The following is an 18293-nucleotide window of genomic DNA, read 5'->3' as shown; positions in this document are numbered from 1 at the left end:
CACTCGGCAAGACACGAATCTCGCACCTCGCCGCACTCGACCTGGCAGCCTGATCACCCAGCCCGGTTTGCGAATTTCCCAACGGAGTCCTTCAGAGCCGGGGGAGGAAGTCAAAACGGTTCTCCTTGTCGGATGAAGGGCTGGTCAGAGGGTGTGGGTCTCCCCGGCGAGGTAGCTTCCGGCGGGCTGGCGGATCATCACGTTGCCGCGGTTGAAGGCGTTGATCACCGCGACCAGGCTCACCAGGGCGGCGAGCTGCTCCTCGTCGTAGTGCTCGGCGGCGTTGGCCCACACCTCGTCGCTCACCCCGCCCGCCGCGTCCGCGAGCCGGGTGCCCTCCTCGGCCAGCTCCAGGGCGGCCCGCTCGGCCTCGGTGAACACCGTGGCCTCGCGCCACACCGCCACCAGGTTCAGCCGGGTCGCCTCCTCGCCCGCGTGCACGGCGTCCTTGAAGTGCATGTCGACGCAGTAGCCGCAGCCGTTGATCTGGCTGGCGCGCAGCTTGACCAGCTCCTGGACGGCGACCGGCAGGGTGGACTCCACCAGGACCCGGCTGGCGGCGATCAGGTGCTTGTAGACCTTGCCCATGACGGGGCTGGCGAAGGGGCCCAGACGGGCTTCCACGGTGTGCTCCTCGGTACGTTGTCCGCTGCTGTCCTCTAAGACAGGGCAGCCGGGCAGGCTGTGACAGGCACGGATGTGACGCGCGCCACCCCCGGGCGGGGCGGCGTCGAACGGGAGGCGTTTCCATGGCGGGATCGGCGGGATCGGCGGGATCGGCGGGATCGGCGGGATCGGCGGGATCGGCGGGATCGGCGAGCGCGGTCGGGTACCGGCCGCTGCTGTTCTCCATCGCCTACGGCATGACGGGCTCGGTGGGCGACGCCGAGGACCTCGTCCAGGACACCTTCCTCAACCTGACCCGCGCCGAGCAGGCCGGCACCGCCGTCACCAACCTGAAGGCGTACCTGACAACCTCGGTGACCAGGCTGGGCATCAATCATCTCGGCTCGGCCCGGGTGCGGCGCGAGACCTACGTCGGCCAGTGGCTGCCCGAGCCGGTCGTCGCCTTCGCCGACCGCCCCGGCGGCCCGGCCGAGCACGCCGAGCTGACCGATTCGCTGTCGATGGCCTTCCTGGTGATGCTGGAGGCCCTCTCCCCCGTCGAGCGGGCGGTGTTCATGCTGCGCGAGGCCTTCGGGTACGGCTACCGGGAGGTCGCGGAGCTGACCGGCAAGTCCGAGGCGAACTGCCGTCAGATCTTCGCCCGCGCCAGGAAGCGCCTGGCGGTGAGCGCGGACGCCCCGCTGCCCCCGACCCGGCGCGCGGAGGGTGACGAACTCGCCCGCCGCTTCTTCGAGGTGGCCGCCGGCGGGGACCTGGAGGAGCTGCTCGGCATGCTCGCCCCCGACGTCGTCCTGCACGGCGACGGCGGCGGCAAGGCCCAGGCCATCGGCCGCTCGGTCGACAACCCGCGCCAGGTCGCCCAGTTGCTCGTCAGCGGCCTACGCCGGATCGCCGCCCTCGGCGCCAGTCTGGTGCCGGCCCGGGTCAACGGGCACCCGGGCGCGGTGGCGTACGACGGCCAGGGACGGGTGCTCAACGTGGTCGCGCTCGACATCGTCGACGGCGCGGTGCGGGGGATCCACGCGGTGGCCAACCCGGACAAGCTCGGGCACCTGGGCGAGGTGTCCGACCTCGGGCTGCGGAAGGTACGGGAACGGTAGACAGCATCATCTAGACTCCCCGCTTTGATCAACACGTCGAAACGGGGAAACCGGTATGAACATCCGTCAGGTGGGCGCCGCAGCCCGCGTCATAGGCCGCCGCAACGCCCTGCGCTACCTGGCGGTCGGCGTCGGGTCCGCGCTGGTCGCCGCCTGCTCCAGCGGCGCCAGCAGCAGTGGTGACGGAGGGAAGGCGGCAAGCGGCGGCCCGGCCGCTGCCCCGCCCGCCGGTTCCGGCGACTCCCCCGCCCCCACGGCCGTCCCGTCCGCCACCGCGTCCGCCGTCCCGTCCGCCGGCGCGAAGCCGACCGTCGCCGACCGCGCCTTCGACGCCTTCGTGCGCGGCGACTGGACCCTCCAGTCCACCAGCTCCCGGGGCAAGCCCCTGCACGGCAAGGTCACCGTCCAGACCGACGGCGGCGGCAACGGCGGCTGGACGATCACCTGGGACGGCCAGACCGGCAAGGCGGGCACCTGGCGCGGCGGCTTCCTGCTGCGCGGCGGGCACCTGGCGCTGGAGTTCTTCGACGGCCCCGGCCCGCTGGTCAGCGAACACCGCTCCCCCGAGGCCCTCAGCGTCCCCTCGACGGTGGGCGACAGCGTCCGGCTCACCCTGCCCTGGCAGCCGCCCGGCTCCGACGACAGCAGCAGGGAGAACCTGGCGGTGACGTATGACGGCACCACCCTGACCATCGTCCACACCGCCGGCAGCAGCAGGACCACCCACGTCTGCACCCGCGCCTGACGCACCGCACGCCCCGGGGCGCGGCGCTCAGGCGGCGTCCTTGGGCGTGCGGTAGGCGGTGAGCCGCGCGGCGTCGGGCCCGACGCGCCGCCAGGAGCCCCGGAAGGCCAGCACCGCGATGGCGGCCGTCGGGAAGCGGCCCTGCATCCGGGCCAGTTGGTCGTCGTCCTCGGCCTCGCCGGCCAGGGTGTCGGCCGCCTCGTGGATGACCGGGTTGTGGCCGAGCACGAGCAGGGTGGCGACGTCGTCCGGGGTCTCGGTGAGCAGGGCGATGAGCTGCTCGCCGAGGCCGATGTCGTAGAGGCGCTCGTCGTACACGGTCTCGGGCTCGGTGGGGAGTTCGGCGGCCATGAGCGCCCAGGTCTGGCGGGTGCGCACGGCGGTGGAGACCAGCGCGAGGTCCGGGGTGAGGCCGTGGTCGGCGAGCCAACGACCGGCCGCCGGGGCGGCCTTGCGGCCCCGCTCGGCCAGGGGGCGGTCGTGGTCGTCCACGTCGGGCCAGTCGGACTTGGCGTGGCGCACCAGGACGATCCGGCGCTGCTTCTCCTCGGGCACGGGCTACTCCGTGTTCTGCGTACGGGCGCGGGGCTCGGCTGCCGGATCCGCAGTGGTGCAACCGACAGTCGTGTCGACCCGTTCCAGGGGGGGCGTGGAGCGGGTGCGGTCGCCTCGCCCCGCACCCGATCCACTCAAGTGACCCCGACCGTAGCGGAGTTGGCGCCGGACCTCACGGCTTACGAGCCCTGCAGGCGCACCGCCGTGCTGCGGATGGCGGGGAGCTTGGCGTAGAGGGCTTCACCGGGGCATTCGGTGGCGAAGCCGTCGCGGTGGCCGGAGATGGCGGCGAATTCGACCACTTTGCCCTTCGGGTAGAGGCTGGAGTCGGAGCCCGAGGTGAGCTGGGCCTTGCCACCGGCCGACCGGCCGGTGAGGCCGAGCTTCCACGCGGCGATCTTCGCGAGGCCGTCCTGCAGCTCCTGCGGCGGCTCGTCCGAGGTGTAGGTGCCGATGGCGGCGACGCCGGCGGAGTCGGTGTTGAAGCCGAGGGTGTGGGCGCCGAAGACGGGCTGGTCGACACCGCCCGCGCGGCCCTCGTAGACGGTGCCGCAGCGGTCGACCAGGAAGTTGTAGCCGATGTCGCGCCAGCCGTTGCCCTGCACGTGGTACTGGTAGATCGACCTGATCACCCGGGGGGCGTCGGAGCAGGCGTAGTCGGTGGCGGTCGCGGTGTGGTGGACGAAGACCGCCTTGACCGGGCCGGTGTACACGAAGCCCTGTTCACGGATGGACTCGTCCGCACCCCATCCGGCCCGGGTGACGATGCCGGGGCGCGGGGCGGAGGCGGTGTCGGGAGCGGCCGGTCGCTCGGGCAGGGTCTGGGCGTCGGTGGAGACGGCTCCCTGACCGGGGTCGACGAGTTCGACCCGCAGTCCGCGCGGAAGGCCGGCCGGACCGGGGTGCACGTCCACTGCGACGCCGTCGCTGCGGCCGGTCCACAGCGGGGCGGTGGCGCCGTGCGGCGCGGCCTCGGGGCCGTCCAGGGCATCGGCCTCCAGGGTGTGCCAGTCGCCCCACCGGCCAGTGGCGGCGTCGCGGGTGCGGACCCGCACGGAGCCTTTGGCGAGGACGTCGGGGGCGCCGTCCCAGACCACGCCGAGAAGCTCGAACGCACGGGTGGCCCGGGGCGCGACCGCACCGCCGGCAGTGAGGGGGACGGAGGTGACCGAGCCGCCCCCGGCGGAGGTGCGCGGTGCCGGGGCGGAAGCACCCGAGCTGTCGGCGGCGGCGGGCGGCTGGAAGAGCAGGGCGGCGGTGCAGCCGGCGAGGACGGCTGCCGGGATTGAGATCCTCATGGAACGGATAGTCACCACAATTCATCGCCCCTGCATGTCGTCGGCGGGCGGCACATCGTCACGCAAGGAGGCCGGGGTACGAGGACGGGGAGCCGGGAATTCCTGGTCGGATTCGACCGGCCAGGCGGTTGGCACCGGCATCCGCACGCCCCTTCAAGAGCTCCGCCATACGGGGGATTCCGGTCGGCGGCGGTGTCCGGCAGGCCCGGTTCCGTCGCGGGCGTGCCGGCGGGAACGGCGGCGCGGACCGCAGGGGGCGGACCGCAGGGGGCGACGTTCGTCCGTGCTCGGTAATCCTTTGGGCCGGTGTGGTTAATTCGCGGCGGTGTACCTCACGGTCCGGTGGTAGAGGAGCGTATTCAGAAGATCCGTTTTGAGGATCATCCAGGAGCGTCATGCGAATTCGAATCACCACCCTGGTCCTGTCAGGGCTGACCTCGGCCGCCCTCGTATGGGGCGCTGGCGGCACGGCCTTCGCCTCGCCCGTCACCGACCACAGCCCGGCCGCCGGCTCGGCTCAGGCCCAGGGCGACTGGGTCGACAGCCTTCTGCGCCTGGCCGGGGAGGGCGGCACCCCGGCGGACGGCGCCCGGACCTTCACCGGCGGCGGCGCTTTCCAGTCGATGCAGGCCGTCCGCCTCTCCGACCGGACCGACGATGCCGAGCCCGGGACAGCCCCGGCCGACGACCAGGAGCCGGGCTCCGCGGAGCAGGCCGACGGCCAGGAACTCGCCTCCGCGGAGCCGGCCAACGCCGCGCTGCCGGATGACACGGCCAGGCCCGACAGGCAGGCCCCCAACGGCGAGCGGCCGGCGGTGCAGATGCCGTCGACGCTTCCCGCCGACATGGGGGCGAAGGGCGGCGAGAACTTCGCCTGGCCCGGGCACGAGGGCCACGGCCACATCGGCCACATCGGCGAGGGCATCTTCCTGCCCGGCATTCCCACCGGCCACGGCGAGCACTGCGAACACGGCGAGCACGGCAAGCACTGCGACCACGGCAAGCACTGCGACCACGGCGAGCACGGCAAGCACGACGAGCACGGAGACCACGGCAAGCACGACGAGCACGGAGACCACGGCAAGCACGACGAGCACGGAGACCACGGCAAGCACGACGAGCACGGAGACCACGGCAAGCACGACGAGCACGGCGGCCAAGAGCAGAACGGCCAGCAGAACCAGGGTCAGGACCAGCACGTCGACGTGACCGTCGTTGTCGCCAACAACCTCAACAACAGCGCCAACAACAGCGCCGCCAGCAACTCGAACAACTCCGCGCAAAACAGCGCCCAGAACACGGCCCTCAACACCCAGTCGGCCTCCCAGCTCAACAACCTCTCCAACAAGCAGAACCAGAACAACGAGCAGGCCGGAGAGAACCTGAACAAGATCAAGCTCGTCGCGGAGGAGGTGGAAGGCCGGCCGCACAAGCCGGCCCACCACAAAGAGCACAAGCACGAAATGAAGCCCGGCCACCAGGGCGAGGAGCACCACGGCAAGGAGCACCACGGCGAGGAGCACCACGGCAAGGAGCACCAGGGCAAGGAGCACCAGGGCGAGGAGCACCAGGGCAAGGAGCACCACCACGGTGAGCTGGCCCAGTCGGGCGCCCCGAAGACCCCCGTCCTGCTCGGCCTCTCCGCCGCGTTCCTCGCGGCCGGCGCGGCGGCCACGCGGATCAGCCGCCGGCGCGCCTGACCGATCCCGGAACACGGGAGAGCGGTAGCGCTCGACCGCACGCGTGACAGCGGCTCCCACCAGGCATCGCCCTGGTGGGGGCCGCTGCCGTGGGCGCGGGTTCAGACCAGCACCGGGCCCCGCGTGTCCGCACGGCCGCGCGCTTCGTCGGCCCGGATCTCCCAGATGCCGTCCGCCACCTCGACGGACCTGGACCGGATCTCCTCGGACAGGTCCGCCGGCCACCGGGTCTCCTCCGACCACCGGGCCCCCGTCACCTCGGTGCCGGCCAGGTCGGCCGTGTGCAGGTCGGCGCCGCTCAGATCCGCGCCCTGCAGACGGGCACCGGTCAGGTCGGCGTCTCCCAGGTACGCATTGCACAGGACGGCATGGGCGAGGTGGACATCGGTCAGATCGGCCTTGGCCAGCACGGCGTCCGTCAGGTCGGCCCGCGCCAGGTTGGCGCCGCGCAGCCGGGCACCGCGCAGGTCGGCACCGATCAGCTGCGCCCTGAACAGGTTGGCGTCCCGCAGCATGGCGCCGCGCAGACTGGCTCCCCGCAGATCCGCACCGTCGAGGTCGGCACCGAGAAGATCCGCACCGGCCATGGCAGCGTTCGCCAGGTCCGCCCTACACAGGTCAGCGCCCGTCAGCTGTTCACCGTGCCAGACCCGCCGGTACGGCTGGAAGGCCAGCGCCGCCCGCAGCATCGCCAGGAAGCCGGGGCGCGGCCACACCGGCGCGGGGGAACGGAACGGCGGTTCGGTCCTGGCGATATAGCCGAGGACCTGACGGCAGAAGGAGTCAGCGGACATCGACCGCTCCCTCCTCCCGGACCGCCTCCACACCGACCGCGCGACCGGACGGGGCGCCCGGCCTCGCCCGGGGCACCGCCACGGCCTGAGGCTCGTCCACCGTCGTCCTGCGGGCGAGCTGCTCCAGGATCTTCGGCGCGGCGATGCCGACCGTGACGGCCCCGATCGCCCCGGCGATCTGCCCGCCGGCCGCGTACGCCGCCGCCAGCCCGCCGCCGACACCGAGCCGGATCGCGACCGCCACCAGGTACGGCGCCAGCGCGAGCCGGCCGCGGCGCTTCCACGGGAATCCGCGCGCGGCGTGGATCGCCGCGTACAGGTCCCAGGCCTCCATCAGCCCCGACCCGAGCAGCCCCCACAGGCCCGCATGCCAGGTCGACATCCTGCTCCTCTCGATCACGTGCGTGCAGCGAGCCCGACCCGGCACCCGGCCGCCCGCCACCGGGAAGTCTCGTCACGTGTCGGACTGATCGTCAATTCAGTTTTCGATCAACCACGTTCGAGTAAATCCCGCCGCTGACGCTCAACTGCCGCGCGGGATACGGTCCCCGGCATGACTCCCCCTCCCGCAGACCACACCGATCCCGACGTCGCCCTCGTGCTCGCCGCCTACGCGGCGTACGCCCGGGGCGACATCGACGCCGCCGTCGCCGACCTGCACCCCGAGGTGGACTGGGTCGAGCCCGAGGAGGTCCCCAACGGGGGCCCGCACCGGGGCGTAGCCGCCGTCCACGAGTACCTGAGCGCCTCGTACTCGATGTGGCGCGAGCTGCACTCCGAGCCGGTCGCCCAGCGGCGCGGCGGGACCGTCGTCATCGTCCACCACGTGCACGGCGTCCTGACCGACGGCAGTCCGCTCGACATCACCGTCGCCGACGTGTTCACCGTCCGCGACGGGCGGATCGTGAGCATGCACGCCTACACCGACCCGTCCGAGGTGCTGTGGCGCGGCGCCCCGCCGACCAGGAGTAGTCCGCCCCGGGACGGGCGCGGCGCCTGCACCGCCCCGGCCGGGACACTGCGACGCGCACGAACCCTTTCGGGGGAACCGACCGCCGAACCACCCACCGCCGTACGGCATCTGCGCTTTCCTGGCGCGCATGCCCATGCGCCCTCACGACGCGACGGCGACCGCAGCCGCCGTCGCGTCCCTGCTCCTGCTCCCGCTCGCGACCCCGGCCGCCGCCCGCACGGCGGCCGAGCCGGCGACGTACACGCTGCGCAACACCAACACCGGGACCTGCCTGCACCACATCTTCGGCACGACGCAGGTGCGGCTCGAACCGTGCGAGGCGGTGCCCGAACAGCGGTGGGAGCTATGGCCGGAGGGGGCGTCGCTGAATGTCGCGGTGTTCGACCCGGAGAAGAACACCCGGGGGTGTGTGGCGATCGGCGACAGCTGGAGCATCCGCTACGGGCAGTGCCGCACCACCGAGGCCGCGTGGAGCGTCGCCGACGGCCCTCACTCCCGGGTCCGGTCGGCGTCGGGCCTCAACGACAACGACCTCTATCTCACGGAAACCCGGTCAGGACACCTCGGCGCCACGCCCGGCGGCACCACGCCCTCCGCCAGCTGGATCGTCACCGAGGTGCCCTGACCCGTCTTCCCGGCGCCCGGCGGGTCGTCCGGGCACGCAGGACGCCGCCGTCGATCATGGCGGAGAGAGCGGAAGGCCGACACTGCCGCCTCGCCGGTCGTCACCGGCCGGTGAGACCGCCATCGACTCCACCTCCGTGCTCCGCCTCACCCACCAACCGGTCCCACCGACCGGTCCAACACCCGCACCCGAAGGAAGACCCGACATGCCCCTCCCCCGGACCGCACCACAGGCGCCCCCGGCCGACCCCATCACCCCGAAGGCCCGCATCTACGCGATGCTGGACACCGACGGGGACGGAGTCGCCTCCCGGCACGACTACTTCGTCCGGATCGAACGGGCCCGACAGGCGACCGGACGCGGCCACGACGACCCGCTGGTCATCGCCGCACTCGCCACGGGCGAACGCGCCTGGGCCGCGATGGACGCCAACGGCGACGGCGTCATGACCTACGAGGAGTACGTCGCCTGGGTCGACGCCGAGAAGTTCGACAACATCTGCCAGTACGCCCTGGGCGCACTGTTCGACCTCGCCGACGCCGACCAGGACGGCGCCCTGGACCGGCCACAGTTCACCATGCTGCGCCAGGCCCTGGGCAACCGGGCCGACAACGCCGACGCGGCGTTCGACGCGCTGGACAGCGACGGTGACGGGCGCGTCAGCCGCGGGGAGTACCTGGCATCGATCCGCGCGTACGTCACGGGTGACGGCTCCCCCATGGGTGATGCCCTGTACTGACCGCTCCCTCCCGCCCGGGGCCGGACCTGGTGGCAGGTCCGGCCCGGTTTCTCAGGCGGCGCGCTGGCCGTGGAGGAGGACGGGCAGGGTGCGGTTGGCCAACGCATCGGTGATGCGGGCGAGTTGGGAGGGGGACGTGACGTCGGGCAGGATGAGGCCGTCCATGTAGTCGGGGTTGACGAGGAGGACGTCGCCGCGCCGGTTGCGCACGAGGACGAGGCAGCCGAGCCGGGTCACCGGCGGCTTGGCGAGCAGGCGGGGGTCGCGCTTCAAGGGTCACTTCCTGAGGGCTGCGAAGAGCAGGCGGGCGAGCAGGTCAGTCGTCATAGGTGAGGCGCTCGTAGCGCAGCCCCTTGCGCAGCAGGTCGACGATCCGCAGGAGATCGACGGGGCGGGCGGTGACGTGGAGGAGGTACTCGCACGTCAAGCGCCCTTTCGCCCAGTCGACTTCCAGGGTGGGCAGGGTGACGCCGCCGAGGGCGAGGACGGTGGTCAGGTCGTCCAGGACGACGGCGGCCTGCCGGCGCTGCTCGGCGGTCGCACGGGAGAGGGTGGAGGACATCACTGTTCCCCCGGCCGCTTGTGGACCTCGAAGACCTTCCACGCGCTCCAGGCGTCGGAGAAGAAGGTGAAGGAGGCCAACTCGCCGGTGGCGGCGCTGCGCAGCCACTCCCCCGTCATCTCGTTCCGCACCCGGTAACACCGGGCCCCGATGTCCCAGCGGACACCGTAGCCGTGGAGGCGGGGAACCTGGTCTTGGGCCATGGGGATGGAACCCTCCGCAATCGATGTTTCACGTTCTGTGCACATGATGGCGTGGCGTCGCCTAGCGTTGGAAGCGGCAAAGCACTTGACCCCGAGGGCTAGGAAAGTTGGAGCGGTCATGGTGAACATGAAGGAAATCGACCCCGAGTCGAGCCCCTGGGCCCCCTTCGCGATCCAACTCCGCAGGTCGCGCAGGGCGATTGGCCTCAAGCAGGACCAGCTCGCGCGCAAGTGCGGGGTCAGCCCGTCGTACATCTCGTTCTGTGAACTTGCGCGTCGGCCGCCGAGTAAGAACTTTGCCACCAAGGCCGACGAAGTCCTGCAGACGGGCGGCACCCTGCTGCTGATGTACTTTCAGGCCAAGCACACGGCGATGGTGCCCGGCTTCCCCGAGTACGCCACCTACGAGGCGCTCGCGGAGAAGATCAAGCTCTTCGAGATCAACGTGATCCCCGGCTTGCTGCAGACCCGGCCGTACGCAGTGGCTTGGGAGCAGGGCAACCTCCGGCGAGGCACCGTCACCCCGGAACAGGCACACGAGCGAATCGAGTTCCTGCTGGCTCGACAGAACATCTACGACCGCACACCGCCACCGCTCCTGCACGCGGTGGTCGACGAAAGCTGCCTCAGGCGACCCATCGGCGGCCGGGACGTCATGGTCGAGCAGCTGCTCCACCTCGAAGAAATGGCGGACAAGCCCAACATCATCATCCAGGTGGCGCCGTTCTCCCTGGGCGAGAACAGGCCGTTCACCCGACTGGTACACCTCCTTACCATGCCCGACCGCAAAGCGCTCGCTTACGGCGAGACTGAGCAGCGTGGCTACCTCGATCGAGATGCTAACGCGATCACGGCGCTGGCCAGCGACTACGATCGACTCGTGGCTGAGGCGCTGGGCCGGACCGAATCGGTAGCCATGATTCGCGCAGTACGGAGGGACTTTGAATGGATGTCGAACTGACTGAAGCTCGCTGGCGAAAGAGCTCGTACAGCGGTAGCGGCGGCACGTGCGTCGAGGTCGCCGACGGCTTCGCCGGCGTCATGCCCGTCCGTGACTCCAAGGATCCCTCCGGCCCCTCCCTCGTCTTCTCCGCCGACGCCTGGCAGTCCTTCGTAGCCGCCGTCCGCACCGGCGAATTCGACGCCCGCTGACCGCAGTTACCGGCCCAACCTCCCACCCGCCATCCCGACGTGCTGGCCGCCCGACGGCGCGAGCGCGCCTGCATCCGCAGGGAGAAAGGCATCCGCTGGGGCGGCCGAGCCGTCGCCCCAGCAGCCTGACGGGCGGGTGGACATCACGGACGAGCGGCTACCAGCAGATCGACGACGTAGCTCTCTTCCACGACCTCGGCAGGGAAAGCCTCCCTCAGGAGCCTGCGCTCCTCCGCAAGAAAGGCCCGGTTCGCGGCCTGGCCTAGGACGAGGAACGCCGAGCGACTGCTGATGTTGGCGAGGTGTGTGTCGAGGGAGACCTTGCGCTGCCAGCGGATCTGTCGGCGCGTGACCCGCAATCCGCTCAGCCCCGCGAGCCGGATGGCCTCGTTGTCGTCGGGGCGCACCGCGGAACGCGCGGGAACTCCACAGTGGTGCGCGATGCGCTCGTGCTGGGCACGGATCCAGGGCACGTCGAAGGTGGTGGTGTTCCACCAGATTGCCAGCGCGCCACCCGGGCACAGAACGCGCATCGCCTCAGGGACCGAACGGCTGGTGTCGGTCCACTGCCATGACTGCGCATAGGTGATGAGGTCGCGCGAGGAGTCGGCGAGCGGCAGGGCGTTACCGTCACCCCGGACGACCGGCACCTCCGGGAGCACCCGACGAAACTCGACCGCCATCGCGTCACCGGGCTCGACGGCGATCACGTCCGCACCCCGCTCACGCAGGAGCCTGGTCGCAATTCCCGTGCCCGCACCGATGTCCGCGACGCGGGCACCCACCAGCGCACGGCTCATGAACTCCTCGACGGCGTCGAAAAGCGCCGGCGGATACGACGGGCGGCTCGCCTCGTACTGGACGGCCGCCGAGTTGAACGAATGAGCACGTGAGCTGGCTGTCATCTGCTCATGATGCTTCACCGGCCAGGCGTTGGGCACCGAGTACTCGCCGGGTACTCCTCGGGCAGCGCGACTGCGGTGCGGGCGTGCAGCTTCGCCATGTCCTGGCGGTCCTTGGCCGTGGGCTGGTAGCCGAGGTGGCAGCGCACCTGCGTCTCGGCGTCGACGCACAGAACCTCGCGCCCGCCGATGACCCCGGTCACCGGGGGCGGGTAGCGGAACGGCTCCCCGTCCGGGAGCAGCTGGTAGCCGCCGTTTCCGGCGGAGCCGGTGACCGGGTGCAGGTCGATCTCCCGGCCCGTGCCGTCCGTGACGGCCAGCGCGGCGGGCAGCCAGTCCCGCAGGACGGTTGTGAAGCCGGCCCGGGTCAACGCCTGTCGTACGAGGTCGAGTTGGTCCAGCAGGACGACCAGGTCGAGGTCCGAGTGCGGCCGGGTCGTCTCTCCCCGGAGGGCGTCCACGCCCCAGCCGCCGTCCACCCACGCGGTGGCGCCCGCGTCCGCCAGCAGGTGCAGCACCGCGAGCACGTCGGGGTGCTCCATCACCGGAACCGCGCGTGGCCGCGCTCCTGCCATGCCCGCACCGCCGCGCCGACGGAGGCCACCGGCAGCTCCAGCACGACCTCCTCGCCCTCCCAACGCCCGTGCTGCTGGACTGCGGTGCCGATGAACGCCAGCTCCGCCGCGTGGTTGCGCAGGACGTACTGCTCGGGTGTCTCCTCGCCCGGGTCCCCCGGCCCGCCCGACTCCTCGCGTTCCCAGGCCGCCACGGCCGCCTCGGCCACCGCCCTGGGCAGCCGTACGGTGACGGGGGCCGTCTGCGCCTGGACGTACCGCCCGATCGCGGCCAGCACCTTGGTGTCCGCGCGGTACCTGTCGTAGTCCGCTCGCTCCTCTTGCTCCTCCTGGTCGTTCACCCTGCGAGGGTACGACGCCCGGCGTGGATCCGCTGGCGCAGGAAGAGGGCTGCCCGGTCCAGCGCCTCGTCCGCCTCGTCGAGGACGCCGGCGAAGGCCTGGAACACGTGCGGCACGTCGGCGGTGACGTCCAGGACCACGTCCACGCCGGCCGCGCCGGCCCGGGCGGCCATGCGGGTGGAGTCGTCCAGCAGCACCTCGTTGGTGCCGACCTGGATCAGCATCGGGGGGAAGCCGGTGAGGTCGGCGAGGACGGCCGGGCTGAGCAGGGGTTGGTGCGGGTCGGCTCCGGCGAGGTACATCGCTCCGGTGTGTTCGAGGGCCGCGCGGGTGAAGATCGGGTCGATGCCTTCCTTGGTGTCCATGCTCTCGCCGGTGCGGGTCGCGTCCAGGCCCGGGGAGAAGGCCAGGATCGCGGCGGGCAGCGGCAGGCCGGCGTCCCGGGCGGCGAGGCAGGTGGTGACGGCGAGGCCCCCGCCGGCGGAGTCGCCGGCGAACACGATGGCCGCAGGGTCCTCGCCTCGGTCGAGGAGGGCGCGGTAGGCGCTCAGGGTGTCCTCGATCGCGGCCGGGAAGGGGTGTTCGGGGGCGAGCCGGTAGTCCAGCGAGTACGCGCCGAGGCCGGTCCTGGCCACGAGGTTGCCGGTGAGCGAGAGGGCGGTCTCGGGGGAGCCGAAGACCCAGGCGCCGCCGTGGAAGTACAGGATCGTCCCGGCGTTCGGGCCGCTGTCCTGCCCTTCCTTCGGCTCGACGCGCAGGGCGGGCCGGCCGCCGAGCGTCGTCGGCGCGGTGCGGATGCTGTCGTGGGGCACGATCATCCGGGCCATCAGCGCCCGGAATCCGGCCCGGATCTCCTCGACGGACCGGGGCCCGTCGGGGCTCGGCTGTCGCAGGATCCCGTCGATGTGGATGCGCTGTTCACTGCTCATGGGCACACTCCCGCCGCAAGTAGCTTCCCGTACACTATCTGCCGTGGAATATATATTGGACGGCGACGGCGCCGCAGCCGAATTCGACGCCCGCCCCAGCCTCGGCCCCGGCCTCCCGGACCTCTTCGCCGACCTGGTCCGCTGCGAGACGCGCCTGTACAACGCCCTCAACGACCGCCTGCGCGAACGGCACGGGATCGTCACCTCGCAGTACGAGTTCCTGAGCTACCTGCGCGACCACCCCGGATGCCGGGTGGCGGACCTCGCCGCCGAGTTCGCCATCGGCGTCGGGGCGACCAGCAAGGGCATCGACCGCCTGGAGAAGCAGGGCTGGGCCGCCCGCCAGCCGAACCCCTCGGACCGCCGGTCCTCGCTGCTGGCCCTGACCGACGACGGCGCGCGGCTCGTCGACGCGGCGGAGCGCACCTTCACCGGCGCCCTGGCCGAACTGCTCGGCGCCGCCCTCGACGGCCCGTCGGCGTCAGCGCTCGCACGGGCCCTCGCGACCCTGCGCTCCGCGCTCGAACACGGCCGGATCGGCACGCCCACCGGCTGACCGGCACCCGGGCCGCACCCCCGGCGCCGGGGCGGTCGGATGCCGGATCCCCCTCTTAGCACGGGACTCGCGGCCTGCGGGCGGCGGTCGACGGGGCCTTCGACAAGACGATGCTGTTCGCCGAGACCTTCAACCTGCGGCCGATCCCCGGCCGGCGTTCCCGCCCCCTGCCGGACGCCGGTTGTCAGACCCTGGCGCTAGCGTGCGGCCATGACGATCTCCCCCACCCTCGCGCCGTGGTCCGAGCAGGGCCTGGACCTGCTGCACCGCCAGAACACCCCCGAGCTGACCGAGCACCTCGGCGGGGTGGAGAGCACCGAGCAGATCCGGCGCCGGCACGAGCGCTACCTCGCACTCACCGGCGGGCAGATGTTCCTGCTCCTGCTCGACGGCGAGATCGCCGGCTCGGCCGGCTACTGGACGCACGCCTGGGAGGGCCAGGACGTCTACGAGACGGGGTACGCGGTGCTGCCCGAGTTCCAGGGCCGGGGCCTGGCGGTGCGGGCGCTGCTGCTGTGCGCCGAGCGGGCCGGGCGCGAGGGCACGCTGCCCTGGCTGCACGCCTTCCCCTCGGTGCACCACGACGCCTCCAACGCGGTCTGCCGCAAGGCCGGCTTCGAGCTGGTCGGCGAGGTCGCCTTCGAGTACCCGCCGGGTCACCACATCCGTTCCAACAACTGGCGTCTGGCGTTGGCCGGTTGACGGCTCCCCCAGGCAAGCCGCCGGGGCCTACGCCGCCGCGAGCAGCGGTGTGAGGCCGGCGGCCCACCAGTGGAACCGGAGGGTGACACCGGCTTTAGCCGGTGGGGGATCCGGCTTTCCCGCGATGGGAGAACCCCCGGCCGGAGACTGAGAGAAGGTCAGGGACAGCAGAATCGCCGTCAAGGCGATCCGGCGTCCCGGGAGAGACCGTGGCGAGAGCGACCTCAAGCAGGTGCGGCAAATCGGAGTTGAGGGGCCGCCGATCGGTGGTCGCCTGATCGACGGGCTGGGCGTGCAGGTTGTCGGGGATGTGCAACGTCAACTACCCGGGACTGAAGGAGTAGGGTCGGGGACTGGCGCGGTGGCGATGCTCCGTTTCCAGTCCCCGCCGCTTCAATCCGTGCATGCGGTTCTCCCGCACACGGCTTTCCGACATCGTTCACCGGCTGGCATGCGCCCTTACCCAGCGCACGTTCCCGCTGAGGCGGAAGACCCCGAGCCGCGTCAGCCACTCCCCGTTGTAGCGGGTGGCCCAGTTGCGGCCCTTCAGGCCGTGTTTACGGCTGGCGAAGATCGCCAACCGCTCGTGGACGTAGCGGTCCATCGCGTTGAACTTCCGGAAGGGCGGATCTTCAGCGCCGAGGAGGTCGCCGAGGGCAAGCCCGCCCCCGACCTGTTCCTGCACGCCGCGAAGGCGATGGGCGTCGAGCCGGCCGCCTGCCTGGTGGTGGAGGACAGCAAGTACGGGGTGGCCGCCGCCCGCGCGGCCGGGATGCGCTCGCTCGGCTTCCACGGCGGCATCACCCCCGGCCCGTAGCTCGCAGGCCCCGGCACCCGCCTGTTCGACGACATGCGCGCCCTGCCCGAGCTGATCGGCGAGGCCGCCGAACTGCCGCTGCCGTAACACAGGAGCGGCGCCCGCGGGCGCCGGCGCGCCCCTGTCGGATGTCAGGGACCGCCGCCGCGCCCGCGTTCCTAGGCTGGCGAGCACTGGCCCCGACCACACGTCAGGGCCGTCCCACCAGCAAGGGAGAACCACCCATGCGCAGGATCACCCGCGCCCTGGCCGTCCTCGGGATCGCCGCCGCCGCGCTCACCACCCTGGGCACCGGCGGCGCCGGCGCCGCCGACGGCTCCTGGGCGGGCTGCCCGTACGGCGCCGTGTGCGTCTACCCGCAGAACCAGAACCCGGCCTCCGCGCCCAGCGACGTGTACTGGAGCTACGGCGCCCACAACCTGAGCAACCAGAACGGCAACCACTGGGTGCTCAACAACCAGTCCGGCGGCGCCCACGCCCACCTGTGCCGCGGCTCGGGCGGCTCCGACTGCGTGTACGACATCCCCGCCCAGAACGGCGTCTACTACGACCTGGGCCCGATCAACTCCCTCACCCTCGACCGGCCCTGACGGCCGAGGGCCCGTCCGACAGGCCGGGGTGCCCGCCGTCCTCGGGGGAACGGCGGGCACCCCCGCGCGTGCGTTCACCGCGCCCAGTGCGCGGTGAACCCCGCCCCGTGCGGCAGACGTGCGCGGCGCCGGGCCCGGCGAAGTGCGCGGGGAGCACCAACTCGCCGCTGTGCCCACCAGTAGTGCTTCACGAGGCCGGGGGAACTCCCGGCGAAGGTGGCGTGAGCTGACACCCCCGGTGCCGGTACTTCGTCGCAAAAACCATGTGGGCGTGCATGGCGAACGCACACAGTGCTACCCGTGCGAATCTCCTGATACCCAGACATAAACCAATTTTGGTTAGTACAGTGATTGTTGTGCAGCTCCGGTACTCCTTCCGTATCCACCCGACGGCGGGTCAGTGCAAGTCGCCGGCCCGCGCGTTCGGGTGTGCGCGGGTGGTGTGGAACGACGCGCTGCGCCTGCGGCAGGACGCGCATGCGGCGGGGCTGCCGTTCCCGAAGTCCGCCGACCTGTCCAAGTCCCTGATCACGCAGGCGAAGAAGACCCCTGAGCGGGAGTGGCTGTCCGGCGCACCGGTGGGTGTGCTGCAGCAGTCTCTGCGCGACCAGGACCGGGCATGGCGGAATTCTGACGATACGTCAGTCCAGGCCCTCGTCAAGACCATCGCCCGCGTCCGCCCCGTGGACGCGGGCACCATCACCTGGCACGGCGGGCCCGTGCGCCCGACCCGCGGCGGGGCACGGGAGTCGGCGGCCTGCGGCGGGTCGGGCTAGATCTTGCCGGAGAAGGTGTCGCACTGGGTGAGGTCGCCGCTGCGGTAGCCGGTGGTGAACCAGGCCTTGCGCTGGTCGGCGGAGCCGTGCGTCCACGCCTCCGGGTTGATCTTCCCGGTGGCCTGCTTCTGGATCCGGTCGTCGCCCACGGCCGCGGCCGCGTCCAGGCCCTGGGCGATGTCCTGGTCGGTGAGGACGGCGATCAGCGGACGGCCGGTGGAGAGCTGCGGGGTGGTGGTGGCGTGGTGCGCCCACACCCCCGCGTAGCAGTCGGCCTGCAGTTCCAGGCGCACCGAGGCGCTGTTGGCGCCCTGGCGGTCGTTGCCGACCTTCTGCATCTGGCCGGTGAGGGTCTGGATGTGGTGGCCGTACTCGTGGGCGACCACGTAGGACTCGGCGAAGGGGCCGCCCTTGGCGCCGAAGCGGGTGGAGAGTTCGCTGAAGAAGCCGAGGTCGAAGTAGGCCTTCTGGTCGCCGGGGCAGTAGAACGGGCCCACCGCCGAGGTCGCCGGCCCGCAGGCGGTGGAGACCCGGTCGGTGAACAGCACGGTCTGGGCGGGCTTGTACGCCACCTTGGTGCGGGCCGGAAGCTCGGTGCGCCAGAACTCCTGCAGGCTGTTGGTGACCGCCGTGATCCGGCAGTCCTGGCGCTTGTTGGCGTCCGCGCCGCTCTTGCAGGACTGCTGCACCTCGCCGTCGGTGCGGGCGCCGGAGGATGAGGTGGTGCCTCCGCCGGAGGACAGGCCCAGCAGTTTGGGGTCGACGCCGAGCAGGACCGCGACCAGCACCGCGATCAGGCCCACCGCCCCGCCGCCGATGGCGACCTTCCCGCCCGGGAAGCCGCGCCGGTCGTCCACCTGCGAGGTGTCGAGGTCGCCCTGGTCGTCGAACTGCATGCCCCTGCCTGCCCGTTTCTGTCGCTCGGTCGCTCTGTCGATCCGTCACCCAGTCGGCCTGTCGCTCGGCCGGCCTGTCGGCTTGTCGCTTTGGTGACGTTCTGTGCCGCCTACGGCCCGCCCAGCCTACGGGCAG

Annotated in this window: 25 protein-coding genes and 2 pseudogenes; 13 read left to right on the top strand and 14 right to left on the bottom strand. The window is 71.6% G+C overall.

Annotated features, from left to right (window positions below):
- Nucleotides 1-144: 144 nt before the first annotated feature.
- Entirely contained in the window at nucleotides 145-624 is a 480-nt protein-coding gene (locus tag ACIRYZ_RS39985) for a carboxymuconolactone decarboxylase family protein (protein WP_402953567.1), read from the bottom strand.
- A gap of 125 nt (nucleotides 625-749) precedes the next feature.
- Here ACIRYZ_RS39985 and sigJ point away from each other — a divergent pair, with 125 nt between their 5' ends.
- Nucleotides 750-1727 (top strand): RNA polymerase sigma factor SigJ, encoded by a 978-nt coding sequence (gene sigJ, locus ACIRYZ_RS39980; protein WP_402953566.1) that lies wholly within the window; start codon nucleotides 750-752, stop codon nucleotides 1725-1727.
- Between the two features lie 55 nt (nucleotides 1728-1782).
- Nucleotides 1783-2472, top strand: coding sequence for a hypothetical protein (locus ACIRYZ_RS39975; protein ID WP_402953565.1), 690 nt, complete (start codon nucleotides 1783-1785; stop codon nucleotides 2470-2472).
- A gap of 27 nt (nucleotides 2473-2499) precedes the next feature.
- On the opposite strand, the gene ACIRYZ_RS39970 is transcribed toward ACIRYZ_RS39975, so the two are convergent.
- Nucleotides 2500-3027, bottom strand: coding sequence for a SixA phosphatase family protein (locus tag ACIRYZ_RS39970; protein WP_402953563.1), 528 nt, complete (start codon nucleotides 3025-3027; stop codon nucleotides 2500-2502).
- A gap of 179 nt (nucleotides 3028-3206) precedes the next feature.
- Nucleotides 3207-4325: a peptidoglycan recognition protein gene (locus tag ACIRYZ_RS39965; protein ID WP_402953562.1), complete on the bottom strand. Its 1119-nt coding sequence runs from the start codon at nucleotides 4323-4325 to the stop codon at nucleotides 3207-3209.
- A gap of 395 nt (nucleotides 4326-4720) precedes the next feature.
- Between ACIRYZ_RS39965 and ACIRYZ_RS39960 the strand changes: the two genes are divergently transcribed.
- Nucleotides 4721-6025: a hypothetical protein gene (locus ACIRYZ_RS39960; RefSeq protein ID WP_402953561.1), complete on the top strand. Its 1305-nt coding sequence runs from the start codon at nucleotides 4721-4723 to the stop codon at nucleotides 6023-6025.
- Nucleotides 6026-6126: 101 nt separating this feature from the next.
- Here ACIRYZ_RS39960 and ACIRYZ_RS39955 read toward each other — a convergent pair whose 3' ends face one another.
- On the bottom strand, nucleotides 6127-6819 hold the full coding sequence (locus tag ACIRYZ_RS39955; RefSeq protein ID WP_402953560.1) for a pentapeptide repeat-containing protein: 693 nt from the start codon (nucleotides 6817-6819) through the stop codon (nucleotides 6127-6129).
- Nucleotides 6809-7201 (bottom strand): hypothetical protein, encoded by a 393-nt coding sequence (locus ACIRYZ_RS39950; protein WP_402953559.1) that lies wholly within the window; start codon nucleotides 7199-7201, stop codon nucleotides 6809-6811. Before ACIRYZ_RS39950 ends, ACIRYZ_RS39955 begins: the two co-directional genes overlap by 11 nt.
- 171 nt (nucleotides 7202-7372) lie before the next feature.
- On the opposite strand from ACIRYZ_RS39950, the pseudogene ACIRYZ_RS39945 reads away from it, so the two are divergent.
- The 3 genes and pseudogenes from ACIRYZ_RS39945 to ACIRYZ_RS39935 form a co-directional block, all read left to right on the top strand.
- Nucleotides 7373-7669, top strand: a pseudogene (locus ACIRYZ_RS39945) (nuclear transport factor 2 family protein); the annotation flags it as partial.
- A 250-nt stretch (nucleotides 7670-7919) separates the two neighbouring features.
- Entirely contained in the window at nucleotides 7920-8417 is a 498-nt protein-coding gene (locus ACIRYZ_RS39940; protein WP_402953558.1) for a hypothetical protein, read from the top strand.
- A gap of 205 nt (nucleotides 8418-8622) precedes the next feature.
- A complete protein-coding gene (locus tag ACIRYZ_RS39935; protein WP_402953557.1) occupies nucleotides 8623-9156 on the top strand; it encodes an EF-hand domain-containing protein in 534 nt (177 codons plus the stop codon).
- A 51-nt stretch (nucleotides 9157-9207) separates the two neighbouring features.
- On the opposite strand, the gene ACIRYZ_RS39930 is transcribed toward ACIRYZ_RS39935, so the two are convergent.
- From ACIRYZ_RS39930 to ACIRYZ_RS39920, 3 genes are read right to left on the bottom strand one after another with little or no spacing between them, the layout of a single operon-like run.
- Nucleotides 9208-9429 carry a hypothetical protein gene (locus ACIRYZ_RS39930; RefSeq protein ID WP_402953556.1) on the bottom strand — a complete coding sequence of 74 codons (222 nt, stop codon included), beginning with the start codon at nucleotides 9427-9429 and terminating at the stop codon, nucleotides 9208-9210.
- Between the two features lie 43 nt (nucleotides 9430-9472).
- On the bottom strand, nucleotides 9473-9718 hold the full coding sequence (locus ACIRYZ_RS39925) for a hypothetical protein (protein ID WP_402953555.1): 246 nt from the start codon (nucleotides 9716-9718) through the stop codon (nucleotides 9473-9475).
- Nucleotides 9718-9921 carry a hypothetical protein gene (locus tag ACIRYZ_RS39920; RefSeq protein ID WP_402953554.1) on the bottom strand — a complete coding sequence of 68 codons (204 nt, stop codon included), beginning with the start codon at nucleotides 9919-9921 and terminating at the stop codon, nucleotides 9718-9720. The genes ACIRYZ_RS39925 and ACIRYZ_RS39920 overlap by 1 nt, the downstream gene beginning before the upstream one ends.
- Before the next feature lie 118 nt (nucleotides 9922-10039).
- On the opposite strand from ACIRYZ_RS39920, the gene ACIRYZ_RS39915 reads away from it, so the two are divergent.
- Together ACIRYZ_RS39915 and ACIRYZ_RS39910 are read left to right on the top strand one after the other, a co-directional pair.
- Nucleotides 10040-10882, top strand: coding sequence for a helix-turn-helix domain-containing protein (locus ACIRYZ_RS39915; RefSeq protein ID WP_402953553.1), 843 nt, complete (start codon nucleotides 10040-10042; stop codon nucleotides 10880-10882).
- A complete protein-coding gene (locus tag ACIRYZ_RS39910; RefSeq protein WP_402953552.1) occupies nucleotides 10867-11073 on the top strand; it encodes a DUF397 domain-containing protein in 207 nt (68 codons plus the stop codon). The genes ACIRYZ_RS39915 and ACIRYZ_RS39910 overlap by 16 nt, the downstream gene beginning before the upstream one ends.
- 143 nt (nucleotides 11074-11216) lie before the next feature.
- Here ACIRYZ_RS39910 and ACIRYZ_RS39905 read toward each other — a convergent pair whose 3' ends face one another.
- Genes ACIRYZ_RS39905 through ACIRYZ_RS39890 form a run of 4 tightly spaced genes read right to left on the bottom strand, consistent with a single transcriptional unit; the run spans nucleotide 11217 to nucleotide 13820 of the window.
- Nucleotides 11217-11978: a class I SAM-dependent methyltransferase gene (locus tag ACIRYZ_RS39905; protein ID WP_402953551.1), complete on the bottom strand. Its 762-nt coding sequence runs from the start codon at nucleotides 11976-11978 to the stop codon at nucleotides 11217-11219.
- A gap of 14 nt (nucleotides 11979-11992) precedes the next feature.
- The gene (locus ACIRYZ_RS39900) at nucleotides 11993-12517 is read right to left on the bottom strand and encodes a nucleotidyltransferase domain-containing protein (protein ID WP_402953550.1); all 525 of its coding nucleotides are present in this window, start codon (nucleotides 12515-12517) and stop codon (nucleotides 11993-11995) included.
- Entirely contained in the window at nucleotides 12517-12891 is a 375-nt protein-coding gene (locus ACIRYZ_RS39895) for a hypothetical protein (protein ID WP_402953549.1), read from the bottom strand. The genes ACIRYZ_RS39900 and ACIRYZ_RS39895 overlap by 1 nt, the downstream gene beginning before the upstream one ends.
- On the bottom strand, nucleotides 12888-13820 hold the full coding sequence (locus tag ACIRYZ_RS39890) for an alpha/beta hydrolase (protein ID WP_402953548.1): 933 nt from the start codon (nucleotides 13818-13820) through the stop codon (nucleotides 12888-12890). Before ACIRYZ_RS39890 ends, ACIRYZ_RS39895 begins: the two co-directional genes overlap by 4 nt.
- Nucleotides 13821-13863: 43 nt before the next feature.
- Between ACIRYZ_RS39890 and ACIRYZ_RS39885 the strand changes: the two genes are divergently transcribed.
- Together ACIRYZ_RS39885 and ACIRYZ_RS39880 are read left to right on the top strand one after the other, a co-directional pair.
- Complete coding sequence (locus tag ACIRYZ_RS39885; protein WP_402953547.1) at nucleotides 13864-14376, top strand: MarR family winged helix-turn-helix transcriptional regulator; 513 nt, start codon at nucleotides 13864-13866, stop codon at nucleotides 14374-14376.
- A gap of 210 nt (nucleotides 14377-14586) precedes the next feature.
- The gene (locus tag ACIRYZ_RS39880; protein WP_402953546.1) at nucleotides 14587-15078 is read left to right on the top strand and encodes a GNAT family N-acetyltransferase; all 492 of its coding nucleotides are present in this window, start codon (nucleotides 14587-14589) and stop codon (nucleotides 15076-15078) included.
- 439 nt (nucleotides 15079-15517) lie between these two features.
- On the opposite strand, the gene ACIRYZ_RS39875 is transcribed toward ACIRYZ_RS39880, so the two are convergent.
- Nucleotides 15518-15682 (bottom strand): hypothetical protein, encoded by a 165-nt coding sequence (locus tag ACIRYZ_RS39875; protein WP_402953545.1) that lies wholly within the window; start codon nucleotides 15680-15682, stop codon nucleotides 15518-15520.
- A 15-nt stretch (nucleotides 15683-15697) separates the two neighbouring features.
- Here ACIRYZ_RS39875 and ACIRYZ_RS39870 point away from each other — a divergent pair.
- The 3 genes and pseudogenes from ACIRYZ_RS39870 to ACIRYZ_RS39860 all read left to right on the top strand — a co-directional run.
- Nucleotides 15698-15982: pseudogene (locus tag ACIRYZ_RS39870) on the top strand (HAD family hydrolase); the annotation flags it as partial.
- Nucleotides 15983-16119: 137 nt separating this feature from the next.
- The gene (locus ACIRYZ_RS39865; RefSeq protein ID WP_402953544.1) at nucleotides 16120-16485 is read left to right on the top strand and encodes a hypothetical protein; all 366 of its coding nucleotides are present in this window, start codon (nucleotides 16120-16122) and stop codon (nucleotides 16483-16485) included.
- Between the two features lie 356 nt (nucleotides 16486-16841).
- Nucleotides 16842-17261: a helix-turn-helix domain-containing protein gene (locus ACIRYZ_RS39860; protein WP_402953543.1), complete on the top strand. Its 420-nt coding sequence runs from the start codon at nucleotides 16842-16844 to the stop codon at nucleotides 17259-17261.
- Here the strand turns inward: ACIRYZ_RS39860 and ACIRYZ_RS39855 are convergent.
- Nucleotides 17258-18157, bottom strand: a complete 900-nt coding sequence (locus tag ACIRYZ_RS39855; RefSeq protein WP_402953542.1) for a neutral zinc metallopeptidase — start codon at nucleotides 18155-18157, stop codon at nucleotides 17258-17260. The genes ACIRYZ_RS39860 and ACIRYZ_RS39855 overlap by 4 nt on opposite strands.
- Nucleotides 18158-18293 lie beyond the last annotated feature (136 nt).

Origin of the sequence: Kitasatospora sp. NPDC101155 (assembly GCF_044768305.1) — a bacterium.
Taxonomy (GTDB): domain Bacteria; phylum Actinomycetota; class Actinomycetes; order Streptomycetales; family Streptomycetaceae; genus Kitasatospora.
Note: the sequence above shows the minus strand (reverse complement) of the source record. Positions and strands in the feature narration are given on the sequence as shown.

Bases quoted from the DNA above. Each gene is read 5' to 3' on its own strand.
- ACIRYZ_RS39865 (WP_402953544.1), top strand. From the start codon at position 16,120: ATGCGCAGGATCACCCGCGCCCTGGCCGTCCTCGGGATCGCCGCCGCC.
- ACIRYZ_RS39890 (WP_402953548.1), bottom strand. From the start codon at position 13,820: ATGAGCAGTGAACAGCGCATCCACATCGACGGGATCCTGCGACAGCCG.
- ACIRYZ_RS39910 (WP_402953552.1), top strand. From the start codon at position 10,867: ATGGATGTCGAACTGACTGAAGCTCGCTGGCGAAAGAGCTCGTACAGC.
- ACIRYZ_RS39905 (WP_402953551.1), bottom strand. From the start codon at position 11,978: ATGACAGCCAGCTCACGTGCTCATTCGTTCAACTCGGCGGCCGTCCAG.
- ACIRYZ_RS39935 (WP_402953557.1), top strand. From the start codon at position 8,623: ATGCCCCTCCCCCGGACCGCACCACAGGCGCCCCCGGCCGACCCCATC.
- ACIRYZ_RS39965 (WP_402953562.1), bottom strand. From the start codon at position 4,325: ATGAGGATCTCAATCCCGGCAGCCGTCCTCGCCGGCTGCACCGCCGCC.
- ACIRYZ_RS39875 (WP_402953545.1), bottom strand. From the start codon at position 15,682: ATGGACCGCTACGTCCACGAGCGGTTGGCGATCTTCGCCAGCCGTAAA.
- ACIRYZ_RS39915 (WP_402953553.1), top strand. From the start codon at position 10,040: ATGGTGAACATGAAGGAAATCGACCCCGAGTCGAGCCCCTGGGCCCCC.
- sigJ (WP_402953566.1), top strand. From the start codon at position 750: ATGGCGGGATCGGCGGGATCGGCGGGATCGGCGGGATCGGCGGGATCG.
- ACIRYZ_RS39920 (WP_402953554.1), bottom strand. From the start codon at position 9,921: ATGGCCCAAGACCAGGTTCCCCGCCTCCACGGCTACGGTGTCCGCTGG.
- ACIRYZ_RS39925 (WP_402953555.1), bottom strand. From the start codon at position 9,718: ATGTCCTCCACCCTCTCCCGTGCGACCGCCGAGCAGCGCCGGCAGGCC.
- ACIRYZ_RS39940 (WP_402953558.1), top strand. From the start codon at position 7,920: ATGCCCATGCGCCCTCACGACGCGACGGCGACCGCAGCCGCCGTCGCG.
- ACIRYZ_RS39950 (WP_402953559.1), bottom strand. From the start codon at position 7,201: ATGTCGACCTGGCATGCGGGCCTGTGGGGGCTGCTCGGGTCGGGGCTG.
- ACIRYZ_RS39975 (WP_402953565.1), top strand. From the start codon at position 1,783: ATGAACATCCGTCAGGTGGGCGCCGCAGCCCGCGTCATAGGCCGCCGC.
- ACIRYZ_RS39900 (WP_402953550.1), bottom strand. From the start codon at position 12,517: ATGGAGCACCCCGACGTGCTCGCGGTGCTGCACCTGCTGGCGGACGCG.
- ACIRYZ_RS39960 (WP_402953561.1), top strand. From the start codon at position 4,721: ATGCGAATTCGAATCACCACCCTGGTCCTGTCAGGGCTGACCTCGGCC.
- ACIRYZ_RS39880 (WP_402953546.1), top strand. From the start codon at position 14,587: ATGACGATCTCCCCCACCCTCGCGCCGTGGTCCGAGCAGGGCCTGGAC.
- ACIRYZ_RS39855 (WP_402953542.1), bottom strand. From the start codon at position 18,157: ATGCAGTTCGACGACCAGGGCGACCTCGACACCTCGCAGGTGGACGAC.
- ACIRYZ_RS39955 (WP_402953560.1), bottom strand. From the start codon at position 6,819: ATGTCCGCTGACTCCTTCTGCCGTCAGGTCCTCGGCTATATCGCCAGG.